13 protein-coding genes are annotated in these 12214 nt (G+C 43.8%); 2 read left to right on the top strand and 11 right to left on the bottom strand.

Annotated elements, in window-relative coordinates; genetic code table 11:
• The 9 genes from QWZ17_RS19090 to QWZ17_RS19050 all read right to left on the bottom strand — a co-directional run bounded on the left by QWZ17_RS19090 (position 1) and on the right by QWZ17_RS19050 (position 9331).
• Positions 1-960 carry a sterol desaturase family protein gene (locus QWZ17_RS19090; RefSeq protein WP_290306895.1) on the bottom strand — a complete coding sequence of 320 codons (960 nt, stop codon included), beginning with the start codon at positions 958-960 and terminating at the stop codon, positions 1-3.
• A gap of 2 nt (positions 961-962) precedes the next feature.
• Complete coding sequence (locus QWZ17_RS19085; RefSeq protein WP_290306894.1) at positions 963-2399, bottom strand: N-acetylneuraminate synthase family protein; 1437 nt, start codon at positions 2397-2399, stop codon at positions 963-965.
• Between the two features lie 13 nt (positions 2400-2412).
• A complete protein-coding gene (locus QWZ17_RS19080) occupies positions 2413-3219 on the bottom strand; it encodes an SDR family oxidoreductase (protein WP_290306893.1) in 807 nt (268 codons plus the stop codon).
• Positions 3219-4565 carry an aminotransferase class III-fold pyridoxal phosphate-dependent enzyme gene (locus tag QWZ17_RS19075; RefSeq protein ID WP_290306892.1) on the bottom strand — a complete coding sequence of 449 codons (1347 nt, stop codon included), beginning with the start codon at positions 4563-4565 and terminating at the stop codon, positions 3219-3221. Before QWZ17_RS19075 ends, QWZ17_RS19080 begins: the two co-directional genes overlap by 1 nt.
• A 12-nt stretch (positions 4566-4577) precedes the next feature.
• Positions 4578-5516, bottom strand: a complete 939-nt coding sequence (locus QWZ17_RS19070) for a transketolase family protein (protein WP_290306891.1) — start codon at positions 5514-5516, stop codon at positions 4578-4580.
• A gap of 3 nt (positions 5517-5519) precedes the next feature.
• Positions 5520-6377 carry a transketolase gene (locus tag QWZ17_RS19065; protein WP_290306890.1) on the bottom strand — a complete coding sequence of 286 codons (858 nt, stop codon included), beginning with the start codon at positions 6375-6377 and terminating at the stop codon, positions 5520-5522.
• Positions 6378-6380: 3 nt separating this feature from the next.
• Positions 6381-7214 (bottom strand): glycosyltransferase family protein, encoded by an 834-nt coding sequence (locus QWZ17_RS19060; protein ID WP_290306889.1) that lies wholly within the window; start codon positions 7212-7214, stop codon positions 6381-6383.
• A gap of 11 nt (positions 7215-7225) precedes the next feature.
• Positions 7226-8290 (bottom strand): glycosyltransferase family protein, encoded by a 1065-nt coding sequence (locus tag QWZ17_RS19055; protein ID WP_290306888.1) that lies wholly within the window; start codon positions 8288-8290, stop codon positions 7226-7228.
• A 198-nt stretch (positions 8291-8488) separates the two neighbouring features.
• Positions 8489-9331: a phosphatidylinositol-specific phospholipase C/glycerophosphodiester phosphodiesterase family protein gene (locus tag QWZ17_RS19050; RefSeq protein ID WP_290306887.1), complete on the bottom strand. Its 843-nt coding sequence runs from the start codon at positions 9329-9331 to the stop codon at positions 8489-8491.
• Between the two features lie 410 nt (positions 9332-9741).
• Between QWZ17_RS19050 and QWZ17_RS19045 the strand changes: the two genes are divergently transcribed.
• Complete coding sequence (locus QWZ17_RS19045; RefSeq protein WP_290306886.1) at positions 9742-10284, top strand: hypothetical protein; 543 nt, start codon at positions 9742-9744, stop codon at positions 10282-10284.
• A gap of 79 nt (positions 10285-10363) precedes the next feature.
• Here the strand turns inward: QWZ17_RS19045 and QWZ17_RS19040 are convergent, their stop codons facing one another.
• Together QWZ17_RS19040 and QWZ17_RS19035 are read right to left on the bottom strand one after the other, a co-directional pair.
• Positions 10364-10885, bottom strand: a complete 522-nt coding sequence (locus tag QWZ17_RS19040; RefSeq protein WP_290306885.1) for a YceI family protein — start codon at positions 10883-10885, stop codon at positions 10364-10366.
• A gap of 124 nt (positions 10886-11009) precedes the next feature.
• The gene (locus QWZ17_RS19035; RefSeq protein ID WP_290306884.1) at positions 11010-11750 is read right to left on the bottom strand and encodes an SDR family oxidoreductase; all 741 of its coding nucleotides are present in this window, start codon (positions 11748-11750) and stop codon (positions 11010-11012) included.
• 88 nt (positions 11751-11838) lie between these two features.
• On the opposite strand from QWZ17_RS19035, the gene QWZ17_RS19030 reads away from it, so the two are divergent.
• The gene (locus tag QWZ17_RS19030) at positions 11839-12186 is read left to right on the top strand and encodes a winged helix-turn-helix transcriptional regulator (protein WP_290306883.1); all 348 of its coding nucleotides are present in this window, start codon (positions 11839-11841) and stop codon (positions 12184-12186) included.
• The last annotated feature ends 28 nt before the right edge of the window (positions 12187-12214 follow it).

The raw sequence follows: 12214 nt of genomic DNA, 5'->3' as shown, positions 1-12214 counted from the left end.
TTAGTTTTGTTGTAGTACGTTATCTTCTTGTTTAATTACGGCAGGCTCAATCACAGGGGGCTCAAAATGAATTTCGCGCTCCGGGTTGTTTATGGGCACCAGTTCCTGAATCCTATTCATAATCCTGCTTCTTAAAGTATAATACCACTTAAACCAGGGGTATTTGAGTAAGGCTTTTTCATCAAAGCGTTTTACCGAAAAAGCGTGCTGCAAAAAATAATCTTTGGGGTAATCATAATACAAGCCCCAGTTTTCTGGCTTATCGCCGGGGGCGTGGCCTGGATCATAAACGGTACCAAACAGGTAATCCCAAACAGATAATTTAGTGGCAAAATTAGCGTGAAAAACCTCCTGGTAATTGGCATGGTGCCACAAATGTAACTGGGGCGAATTGATGAAATATTTGAATTTACCCAGGTTTACCTTAACGTTGGCGTGAATGAACATGCCAAACATGGCATCTAACAAAGCTTTGATAGGTATAACCATTGGGTTTGCGCCCAACAATATAATGGGCGCAAACTCTATAGTTTGATTAATAATGATCTCTACAATATGCGACCGCGAGCCGGCCAAAAAATCAACCTCCTTGCCCGAGTGGTGTGCCTCATGAATACGCCAGAACACTTTATTGGAGTGCTGAAAACGATGAAAGAGGTAGATATACAAATCGTGCGTTACAAAAAACAGCACTACCTGCAAAGCTACCGGCCAGTTGCTGATTAAATGAAAATGCGACAAATCAAAGCGCGCTTGCAGCGGCGCTATGATATAATCAAATATCAGGATCTTTAAAAAAAAGCTCTGGATCAGCGTATACCAAACCAAATCAATCCAAAAACCTTCCCTGAAAAAAGCCAGCCCCTTGCGGTAGGGCGAAATCCTTTCCCAGGCAATGATAAACACCACCCAGCAGGCCAGGATAATGGAAGTTATGGTTAATACGTGTTGCTGCGGCATTATTATACCAGTGGTTTTGTTTTATACTCGTCGCTGATGTTTACCCTAAGGCGTTTCATTGGGGCCAGTTCTGAATCGTAAACACGTTTCAAGCCATCGCCGGTTGCGGTTTCCACATCGCGGATGTCGCGCACCAGGCGTTGTAAACCTTGCGGTTCAACAGATGCGGCATGGTCTGATCCCCACATGGCCCTATCAAGCGTAAAATGACGTTCCACAAAAGTAGCCCCCATGGTAACGGCGGCAACAGTTGTAGCCAAACCGGTTTCATGACCAGAGTAGCCAATGGCAATGCCCGGATATTTGGCCTCTAAGGTTTGGATCATTTTAAGATTCAATTCCTGCGGCGCGCAAGGGTAGGCCGATGTAGAGTGAGCTATAAACAACGGATAGTTTGGATCAAAAGCGTTAACGTAATCCATAGTAGTCTCAATCTCTTTCATGGTAGACATGCCGGTTGACAGCATTAAAGGCTTGCCGGTTTCCAATATGCGTTGAATCAACGCGAAATCCGTTAGCGATGCCGAAGCCAGTTTGTATAAAATGGTATCAAAACGCTCCATAAAATCAACAGAAGGCGCATCCCAGGCAGATACAAACCAATCGATACCCAGTTTTTTGCAATATTGATCTATAGTAGCGTACTCTGCAATACCAAATTCGGTCTTACGTTTGTAATCAATATAGGTGATGCGGCCCCAAGGGGTATCGCGCATGAGTTCCCATTGATCTTTAGGTACGCAAATTTCCGGTGTTCTTTTCTGAAATTTAACCGCGTCGGCTTTAGCGGCTACGGCTTCGTCAATCAGCTTTTTGCATATTTCCAAATCGCCATTGTGGTTTATGCCAATTTCGGCAATAATATAAGCGGGGTGGCCTTTACCGATCACGCGACCGTTTTGCAAAGTGATAGTACCATTGCGATTGCCGACTAATTGAGCAGTGCCTTTTGCCTCGATAATAAACTCAGCAAACTCACGGAAACAGCCATGGCCACCATTTAAAGTGCTTATAAAGTTGGCGTGTGATTTTATGAGCGGTAAAGCATCTGCAGGGCAGGCGGTAAGGCCAGCCAGTTTCATTATCTCCAGGTCGTTATAATCATCGCCAATAAAGGCGACTTCGTTTAATGACAGGTTTAAGCGGGTGCAAATTTCCTTTACCGCGGCTACCTTATCCTTAATGCCTAAGTGCAGTTCGGTAATGTTTAGTTTGGCGGCCCTTTTTACCAGTGAAGGAGAAAGTTCGCCGGTAACAATGCCTGTTTCAATCCCCGCAAATTTGCGCAGGCGTTCCACACCCATGCCATCGCGCATGTTGAATTTTTTTAGCAGCTCGCCATCGGTGTTATAATAAACACCTGCATCGGTTAATACGCCGTCGTTGTCGGTCAGCAATAATTTAATGCCTGCCGCTTTTTGTTTTAAAATTTCATTCATTATGTTGTGTGAATTAAATTGCTGTCCATCCGCCATCAACCACCAGGTTTGCGCCGGTCATGTACGCCGAAGCCTCACTGGCCAGGAATACAAGCGCGCCCTGGTAATCAGATGCCGTAGCCATACGGCCTAATAAAGTTTTTGCTGAATAATTACCTATAAAATCTTCGGTTTGCCCGTTCTCGACGCCACCTGGCGAAAGCGTGTTTACTCTTACACCGGTATGCCCCCAGTAAGCTGCCAAAAAGCGGGTGAAGTTGATGATAGCCCCTTTGGTAACCGGGTAAGCTGCCGATTTATAAAAAGTTTGTTCGCCTTTGGCGTTACGGTAAATGCTTTGATCGGGCCCAACCATGCCATAGGTAGATGCGATGTTGATAATGCTGCCGCTGCCCTGTAAGGCCATATGCGTGCCCAGTATCTGTGAGCATAAAAATACCCCGGTAATGTTCACGTTCAATGAACTTTGAAAAGCCTCCAAAGGGTAGTTTTCAAAAGCCGAAAGCTCCTTAGCCATAGCCGGATCTTCAAACTTATCATTGATGGCGGCATTGTTTACCAGCACATCTATCGATTCGTATTTATCCAGGATAATGTTAAGCGCGTCAATTAGTGATTGCTTGCTGGTAACATCAACACCCAGGCCTAAATGATTATCACCTAAGGACCGCGCGAATTTTACAGCTTCATCGGCATTAACGTCGGCAACGATAACATTGGCGCCGGCTGTGGCCAGGGCTTCGCAATGTTTTCGGCCTATTAAGCCAAGGGCACCGGTTACTACCGCCGTTTTTTGATTTAATGAAAACATGTTGTTCATTAGCCGGCTATAACGCTTTTAGGTTTTATGTTGTAGTTGCTCACCTTACGGAAAACAGCTTCCAATACATCACCTTTTAAATAACTTTTAACATCGCCGCTCTCAATGGCTTTTTTTACCAATGGCAATACCTCGCGGTAAGCCGATAGAATGTAGCTGATATCTTCGGTACTATGGCTGTAACACATATTATGGAAGCCGGCCCAAAGCACACCGCGTTTAATCATTTCCTGCTGCATCAAAGTTTTAACCTCTAAAGCGTTACCGGCATCGGGTGTAAAGGTTACCATGCTGCGGCAGTTATAACCTACGCAGCGGGTGTATTTATCCATGCCGGTTTCAATAGCCAAAAGGTTGTAACCTCCTTTTAACAAAGCGCCATGCTCATCAAGGTATTGCGGCACCTTTTTATCGCGCAGCTCATTAATGGTGGCTATACAGGCCGCCAATGATAATGCCTCGCCGCCAAAGGTGGTGTAGCTAAACACTTCGGAGTTAAAAAGCTCCATTACATCGGCACGGCCGGTTAACAATGCTATAGGCATACCGTTGGCACAGGCTTTTGAAAACACGGCCAAATCGGCCTTTACATCAAAATACTCCTGCGCGCCGCCTACCGCTACGCGGAAACCGGTCCACATTTCATCAAAAATCAACAGGGTGCTATTGGCTTTGCAAACTTCGGCCAGTTGCTGCAGATAACCGGGTTTAGGGGCTTCAAAAATGAACGGCTCCAGGATCACCGCGGCAACGGTTTCATCTAAAGCTGCTTTTACAGATTCAATATCATTATATTCAAACGTATAAGTAAGATCCTGGATAGGCTCAGGTACACCGGCGTTTCTGCTGGTAATACCAATATACCAATCATGCCAGCCATGGTAACCACAGCAAAATATTTTATCGCGGCCGGTAAAAGCACGCGCAACGCGTACAGCCGCCGAACACACATCGGCACCCGTTTTACTAATCTTCACGGCTTCGGCATTAGGTACCACCTGTTGCACCAGCTCGGCCAGTTCAACCTCCAACGGGTGCATCAATGAAAAGGTAATGCCATCCTCTAATTGCCGACGAATGGCGTTATCAACAGCAGGGTAGGCGTAACCTAAAGAAATAGGGCCAATGGCCGAATTTAGGTCGATATATTCGTTGCCATCGGCATCCCATACGTGCGATCCTTTGCCTTTTACAATATATTTTGGTGCCACCCCATTGCTAAACTGACCCGGTCCTTTAGCCAAAGTTTGCGTAACCGGTTTTTGAACCTGTAGTGCGCGGGCGTATATTTTGTCTGATTCGGTGATAACCGGAAAATTGTTATCAAGTGCTATTTTGTTAGCCATAATCAATGTTGTTTATTCTGAAAATTCGGGAGTTAATATTTCGGGTTGATGGTGGGCGGTTTTATAACCCAGTATCCGTTCTGCTATTTGTTTGCCGGTAAAACCTTCATGCTGCAATACGTGGGGTAGCAAGGCCGGTTTAAACCATTTATTGTTTAAGGCTATGGGTAATACGTTGGCCGTAGTTTGGTGTTTTAGTAATACTTCGGCCACAATGGTGTATAAGCCACCGGTAACAAAATGATCCTCTAACGTAACCACAAGTTTGCTTTGTGCCGATGCCGTTAATATCGCCTGTTCATCAACCGGTTTAAGGCTGCGCATATTAATAAGGCCTACAGATAAGCCTTCACTTTGTAGTATCTCAAGGGCTACCAATGCCTGCTCAAACAGTAAGCCATAGGTTAAAATAGTAACATCGGTACCTTCGGCTATTACTTCGGCTTTGCCTAAAACAAAGGGGGCATGCGTATATCCCGTTTGGCGGGTATTAATGCGGGTGTACGCTGGTTGGGCTGATTGCCAGATCTGCGGCAGCATTTTTACCAGGTCGTCCTCATCCGCAGGGGCAAAAACAGTTACGTTGGGGATGCCGCGCATAATGGCTACATCCTCAATAGCCTGGTGGGTAGGGCCGTTACCATCAGATAATAAGCCGGGGATAAAGCCGCTTAGCTTGGCCGGTAAACCGGAGATGCCTAAATCGGTACGTACAAATTCAAAGGCGCGCATAGTTAAAAAAGCTGCCAGCGCGTGTACTACCGGGATGCGGCCACGCAGGGCCAGACCGGCTGCAGCGCCTATCATGGTTTGTTCGGTGATGCCGGTATCAATAAATCGCTTGCCTAATATGCCGGGCAGGTTGCGTACCAGGGCGCGGTTTTCGGCAGTCATTACAATAACCTGCTCGTTGGCGAGTGCCGTTTCTGTCAATAGTTGTTCGTAAGTCATTGGTTATCGTACCACTAAAGTTTCTGATGTTAGTTGGGTTGCCTGCTGACTGTGCAGTTCGAGCAATAACTGCTCAATTTCATCCGCGTTAAAATTGCAAAACCAGCGGTCGGCGCGCTCCTGGATGCTTGGCAGACCTTTGCCGCGCACGGTATCGGCAATTACTACGTTTACTTTGCCTTCTTCAAAAGGGTAAGCGTTAAAGGTTTCATGCAAAGCGGTAAAGTCATGTCCGTTAATGCGTTTAACAGCCGCGCCAAAGGCTGCAAACTTATCGGCAAGAGGTTCAAGCGGAATCAGGTCTTCGGTGCGTACATTGGCCTGGAAATGGTTCCTATCAACCACAAAAATCAGGTTATCTAATTTGTAGGCATTGGCTACCAGCATAGCTTCCCAGCAGGTGCCTTCATTCAGCTCGCCATCGCCCAAAATGCAAACCACTTTATTGCTGCCGCCGCTTATTTTAATATCCATGGCAACGCCAATGGCTACCGAGGGTAAATGCCCTAAAGAACCCGAATGAAATTCGATACCCGGAATATGGGTATTAGGGTGCCAGTAAATATGATCTGTTATAGATAGGTGGTTGTTTAACCTGGTTTTATCTAATAAGCCCAGTTCGGCAAAGGTGCCGTACAAAGCCGGTACATCATGTCCCTTGGAAAGGAACAGGTAATCGCGGTTAGGGTCAGTCAGGTTATCGGCATTAACATTTAAAAATTCGCTGTACAGGTATACAATCAAATCCACGGCGGATAACGACGCGCCGGTAAAACAGCCGCCATCTGTTGACATGCGCACAATATGCTCCCTTACATTTAAAGCCGTAGCCCTCAATTCCTGCTCATTAAAAGTATTCATGCCTTAGGCCTCGTTTTGGTGTAAAAGTTCGTTTGGTGCTTTTTTAGTTTGATCGGGCAAAACGGTTTGCAATTCATCAAGGTGATGGCGGTACCAGTTTACGCCTGCATATTGCGAGTTGATCTGGTATATCTCGGGCTTGCGCTCTATCAGGTTCAAAATATCGCGACAGGTAAATTGGTGGCAAACAGGGTACAATTCCTTAAAAACCCGTTCAATAAAATAGTAATCCTCGGGGTAGTCAATCGTAAACCTGTGCGACATGGAATAATCCAGTCCTGTTTTCCAGGTTACGTTACCAACACTAAAAATCAGCGGATTTTCCCATATATAGGGGGTGGTATGCTCCAGCTCCATCGGGCGGCCGGCATTTTCCCAGGCTTGCCTTAAGCAGGCCATGGTCATTACTTCCACGTCGTTGCCATCGGGCCAGGTAGCCGGGTGCAGGTTGCTTACATAATCGTATTTACCACGGTTGGCAAAAAAATACTCCAGTACCTGGTCTACAATCCGCGGATCAATCAGCGGGCAGTCAGATGGGATTTTAAGCACTACATCTGCTTTAAAAAGCTTAGCCGCCTGGTAATGCCTGTCAAGCAAATTGCCAAGGCTACCGCGGTAATACGGAATTTGCAAATTTATAGCCTCTTTTACAATAACATCATCTTCTTCATTTTCTGATGTAGCTATAATGATATCGGCCTTGTGCTGTATCATTTGTAAACGCTCTATCATGCGTGCCAACAGGCTTTTGCCTAATATGGGCAGCATTACTTTGCCCGGTAAACGGCTTGATGCCATACGGGCTTGTACTATAATTACAATTTTTTCTGTCATGGTGGTTAGTTTTACCAGTTTACAATCAGTTCCCCACTTTGCTCCAATTCCGATTCACCAATCATTAGTTTTTGCAGAACATTTTGTACATCAAAGCTATTTTTACCGCCTTTATGATTTAAATACCGCCTGCAAAGTGTGGCAATAGTATTTGCCGATACACCCTGGTTTTGAATTGGTGCCAGTTGCATCAGTTCGTTAATATTAAACCAGGAGTGTACTTTTTTACCCAGCGCAATGCCGGTATAAACTACGGTTGAATACTGGGTTATAAGTTCGCAGCAATTGGCTATCATATGCGCCGTATTGCCCTGTTTATAAATAAGAGTTTGGGCCGGGGTGTATTTGCGAATTTCTTTTTCGGCCCGGGTAAAGTTTTCGTTAGGATGCAGTTTAAAAAGCAGCTGTCGGCCGTTGGCTATTTTTACCGCTTTTTTGATAAAAGCCGCACGGTTTTCTACCCTAAAAGTTTCCCGCATATCTGTAGTGGCTACCATTACATAATTGCGGTGCGGAAAATCATTGTTTAAATGCTGTTGCTGATTATCGTAGTTCGGCATCCCTGTTACTATAATTTTATCAGGGTGAGTGCCTTTGTTTGCAAAGTATTGCTTATACCCGTCAGATGCAGCACAGTAGATATCGCAAATATCAGAAGCCCCATTTAAAGAGGTATTGCCACATAGGGTAGACGGCAACCCCAAAGCTTTTACTATTTTGCTCCAGGTGGTATACCTATCTACCATGCCCTCCTGTACCCAAATGGTTTTGCATTGGCGCATCCGGTGGGGGATGATCATATCGGTGCAATAAACCACCAGATCGTATTGGTTCTTTTTTGCCTGGAAATCAATCTGGAGCCCATGCTGATTAAGATATCTTTCAGACTTTAGCCTGAATTTGCGGGATAGCACGGTGCCGTTGAATAGCGGGGTTTTGTTTAATATATAATTGAGCGATTTATTATCAGTAAACAGCTGACTAAACCAGCAATCAAAATCAGGTAGCTCGTTGGCTATCTGATGCATTTGCGTGGTTTGGTTAATTGAACCTGTAATGAATAATATTTTCTTCATTTTTCCCATTTTCAATTAGAGGTGTGTAATAAATTCAAGACTTAGATAACTTAATTCCTTGTTGAAACTATACCCGCTTGCTATCGCTTGTTTAATATTTTGTTAAAAGTAAACGCGCAACTTTTAAATAAAGCGAAGCCAGTGTTATCAAATTATTAAGCGGGTGTTTTGGGAGGTATATTTGTTAACAAATGACAGTTAATCCACTTTAGCATAGCTTTTTGGGTCGGCTTGCAAAAAGTTTTTCAGTTCCACTAATTTGTCGGTATTGATAAGGTCTACACCGCAGTTCAGCAGCTCGCGCCATACGGTTTCATTTTCTGGCGATGCCCAAAGGCGTACTTTTTTGCCAAAGCGATGCGCCATGATCACGTACGTACGCAGGCGCTGTTTTTCAAATGCCGAGCAATTGCCTTTACCATCCCATTTTAACAGGTGCGAGTATTTGCAGCTGGCAGTTTGATACAGGTTTTTTGAAAGAGTATCCTGTTTTACCTGCATCAAATCCTCATCAATAAAGGCAAGCCTGTTTTTTTGCGCCCTGATCAATTCATAAGGTCTGTGTCCGGTTATTACTACAGTTACCTGGCGTTGTGTAAAAGCACCATCATTGTATCCCGATAATATTGATTTGTATTTATCCAGCAATAATTCCAGCGCCTCGTAAGTTTTATCGGCGTCTGATTTGATGTCGATCATTAATGTAAGCGGATATTGCGGGCATTTAATTTCTTTGTTAGTGCCGGCAATACATTCCGCTATGGGCTTTAGATACAATTTTTCTAAAGTGTGCTGCTTTTTAAATATGGGGAACATATGGGCAACAATCAACTTATTGCCTCTTAGGTAAATATCTGCTTCAATGTGCGTAAAGCCATTATCCAGGGCATCATACAAAGGTCTTTTATGCCAGTAATCATTATGGGCAAAGCCATTATTAAGCGTTAAATTTTGGGGGTGGGCGGTGTAACCGAGAAAGATCAGTAATGTGAGGGATAACAAGAATTTAGGGTGCTTAGGGCAAAAGATTGCTGTTGGCATCGATAATTTTTTTGTTTACCCAAAAGTACTGCTCCAATGTTGCCTAATCATTAGCTTATTATGATGTTAATTTTTAATTCATGTAAAGAAGAGTCAAGAGTCAAGACAAAATTGAATCGCTGTTGCGGTTTTTGTTGTGGTTTGTAAAATAGGAATATTTATAATGTATTGATTATTAATTGTATATAGTTTTTTGGCTGTTTCACCTGTTGCGAACGCAACACTTATTAAAAACGTTTAAAAAGTATTTTTATGGAGACTTTAGGTGTGTTGAATTGAAGAATTAATCTTTACTGATATCTGTACGCTACAAAAGTGTAAGAGTCCCCCATAAAAATTACCCCTTCAGGCAACGTATTGGTAAAAGTTACAGTAATACTGTTAAAGATCATTTACTAAAACCAACACAAATGAAAGTTTTATCAAAATTAATAGCCGTATCATTCGCTGCCTCTGCTATATTTTTCACAACCACGGTAAAAGCGCAAACAGTAGCCGCCAATAAATTTACCTTTAGCCTGGGTGCCGAAACGGGTATTCCTACAGGTGTATCCCGTTTGGGTACTACCTTTGTACTTGGTGCAAGCGGCAAATTTCAATATGGTGTTACCAATAGCTTCGCGGTAACTTTCGCGGCAGGTGGCTACCATTTTTTCCCAAAAACAGACCCATCTACCGGAAAAAAATATGGCAGCTACGGTGAAATTCCGGTTAAAATAGGTGTAAAGGAGTTTGTAATCCCTAACTTTTATGTAGCTGCCGAAGGCGGATTGGCCTGGGAAAAATTAGAGTCGCCCCATGGCTGGGCACCATTCCACAGGCGCGATTTGGCCGGTGGCATTGGTTATGCCGATAAGCACTGGGACCTTGGCGTGCGTTACGAAGACTTTTATATGAAAGATTATCACTCTGGCCTGGTAGCACTGCGCTTAGCTTACGGCTTCGGGTTATAATTCAACTAAGTTTCAAATTAATAAAAAAGTCCGGCGATCATTTGATCGCCGGACTTTTTTGTTGGAAGTATTTTTCTTGTTAAGCTTTGGTAACCGGCACCGTAAGACTGATAGTAAGTTCATCCGGCGAACCGTTGCGTGTGATACCATAGTCTTTAGGTACTACTTTAAAGTCGCCTTTAAAAACGCCTTCGCTGCCTTTATCATCAAAAGTAAAATGAATGGTAACCGGTTTGGTAACGCCTTTCATGGTAAGTTTACCTGCCGCCTGATAAGCATTGCCACTTTTGCTAACGCTGGTTGATACAAAAGTTATAGTTGGATATTTATCAGCATCCAAAGCGTCTTTCGCATGGTTGTTTTTGATGAAGAAACCGGTGGCAATACTCTCGACAGTAATAGTTGCCGAAATTTTTGAGGCTTCAGGATTTTCTTTATCAAACTGGATATTTGCCTTTAGCTCTTCAAAAACGCCGTTAATACGCCCGCCGGCAAATTTAACCTCATAGGGGCTTTTTACTTTATACGTATTGAGTGCCAAAGCAAATGCCGAAATGCTGGCCACAAACAACAGCAACAGGGGAAATAGGGTCTTTTTCATACAACTATTTTTTTTAATATTGATATAATAACCTCGTGTTTATCAGGAGGGTTTTATAAGAAAACGGATGTACGGTTAAAGAGGTTGCTTGTGGGGGAAAGTTAATGGCATTTTACCTCAATTATTAAAGGGCCATACCGCCATCCATCAAAATTTCGGCACCGGTGATAAAGCGAGCGGCATCGCCACAAAAATACGCTACCATGCTGGCAACGTCTTGTGCTGTACCCATGCGGTTTAGCGGTATTTTGCTTAATATATTGGCTTTGGCCGCTTTTAGGGTGTCGTCATCCATGCCCATTTTGTTAAGAATTTCTGTCTCGGTAGGGCCGGGACTTACCGCGTTTACCGTGATATTACGAGAGGCCAGCTCCAATGCCGCTATTTTCATGATGGAGTTTAAAGCCGCCTTGCTGGATGAATATATTGACGAATTAGCCATATTAAAGCTGGCCACGTTTGACGACAGGAACACTACCGAACCGCCATCGGCCAATAATGGTATAAACCTGCTTAGCGTAAAATAAGCACCTCTAAAGTTAATGTTGATGATATCATCAAACATCTGCTCGGTAGCGTGCTCAATAGGGGTAATGCCTACTATGCCTGCATTGATAAAAAGGATATCAACCTTGCCAAAATCCTGCTTTACCTGTGCAACCAGGTTTTCGGTATCAGCTAAGCGTGATTGATCGGCAACGATGCCTGTTACGCCTAATGCTTTCGCCGCTTGCTGTACTGCCTCTTCGCGTCTGCCGGTAATGATCACTTTGGCACCTTGCGCTTTTAATTCTTTAGCGGTAGCGTAACCAATGCCGCTGTTACCGCCTGTAACTACGGCTATTTTATCCTTCAAATTGTTCATAATGAATATATTTTTTGTTAGGATGCAAATGTAAAGCCAATTTGGTATAACTTTGTTACCAGTATCACAGAGTATACCAGTTCAAGAAATGAAAATAGACTTACAAAACCGAGACGCCGCCCGCGAGATTCAGGCTTTACAGGATACTATTTATGTAATTGGCGGCAAATGGAAGTTGCCCATCATTAACTCTATTTGTAATGGCAACAAACGCTTTAGGGAGATAGAACGCAGCATACCGGGTATCACTACCCGCATGCTATCGCGCGAGTTAAAGGAAATGGAAATGAATAAACTGATAATCCGTAAAGTAACGCCAACAAGCCCTGTATTAGTTGAGTATGAATCCACTGAGTATTGTCGCACCTTTAGTCCGGTTATTATTGCCATGATAGAATGGGGCCTTGCGCATAGGGAAAAGATAAGGGAAGGTTGAAAAATTAAAATAAGGACATCCTTGTTTT

Origin of the sequence: Mucilaginibacter flavus (assembly GCF_030409315.1) — a bacterium.
Taxonomy (GTDB): Bacteria; Bacteroidota; Bacteroidia; order Sphingobacteriales; family Sphingobacteriaceae; genus Mucilaginibacter; species Mucilaginibacter flavus.
This window is presented reverse-complemented; position numbering and strand designations above follow the sequence as displayed.

What these genes read in the sequence shown, in the direction of transcription:
- QWZ17_RS19045 (WP_290306886.1), top strand. Translation starts at nt 9,742, where the DNA reads ATGAAAGTTTTATCAAAATTAATAGCCGTATCATTCGCTGCCTCTGCT.
- QWZ17_RS19060 (WP_290306889.1), bottom strand. Translation starts at nt 7,214, where the DNA reads ATGACAGAAAAAATTGTAATTATAGTACAAGCCCGTATGGCATCAAGC.
- QWZ17_RS19035 (WP_290306884.1), bottom strand. Translation starts at nt 11,750, where the DNA reads ATGAACAATTTGAAGGATAAAATAGCCGTAGTTACAGGCGGTAACAGC.
- QWZ17_RS19090 (WP_290306895.1), bottom strand. Translation starts at nt 960, where the DNA reads ATGCCGCAGCAACACGTATTAACCATAACTTCCATTATCCTGGCCTGC.
- QWZ17_RS19070 (WP_290306891.1), bottom strand. Translation starts at nt 5,516, where the DNA reads ATGACTTACGAACAACTATTGACAGAAACGGCACTCGCCAACGAGCAG.
- QWZ17_RS19085 (WP_290306894.1), bottom strand. Translation starts at nt 2,399, where the DNA reads ATGAATGAAATTTTAAAACAAAAAGCGGCAGGCATTAAATTATTGCTG.
- QWZ17_RS19055 (WP_290306888.1), bottom strand. Translation starts at nt 8,290, where the DNA reads ATGAAGAAAATATTATTCATTACAGGTTCAATTAACCAAACCACGCAA.
- QWZ17_RS19040 (WP_290306885.1), bottom strand. Translation starts at nt 10,885, where the DNA reads ATGAAAAAGACCCTATTTCCCCTGTTGCTGTTGTTTGTGGCCAGCATT.
- QWZ17_RS19075 (WP_290306892.1), bottom strand. Translation starts at nt 4,565, where the DNA reads ATGGCTAACAAAATAGCACTTGATAACAATTTTCCGGTTATCACCGAA.
- QWZ17_RS19065 (WP_290306890.1), bottom strand. Translation starts at nt 6,377, where the DNA reads ATGAATACTTTTAATGAGCAGGAATTGAGGGCTACGGCTTTAAATGTA.
- QWZ17_RS19080 (WP_290306893.1), bottom strand. Translation starts at nt 3,219, where the DNA reads ATGAACAACATGTTTTCATTAAATCAAAAAACGGCGGTAGTAACCGGT.
- QWZ17_RS19050 (WP_290306887.1), bottom strand. Translation starts at nt 9,331, where the DNA reads ATGCCAACAGCAATCTTTTGCCCTAAGCACCCTAAATTCTTGTTATCC.
- QWZ17_RS19030 (WP_290306883.1), top strand. Translation starts at nt 11,839, where the DNA reads ATGAAAATAGACTTACAAAACCGAGACGCCGCCCGCGAGATTCAGGCT.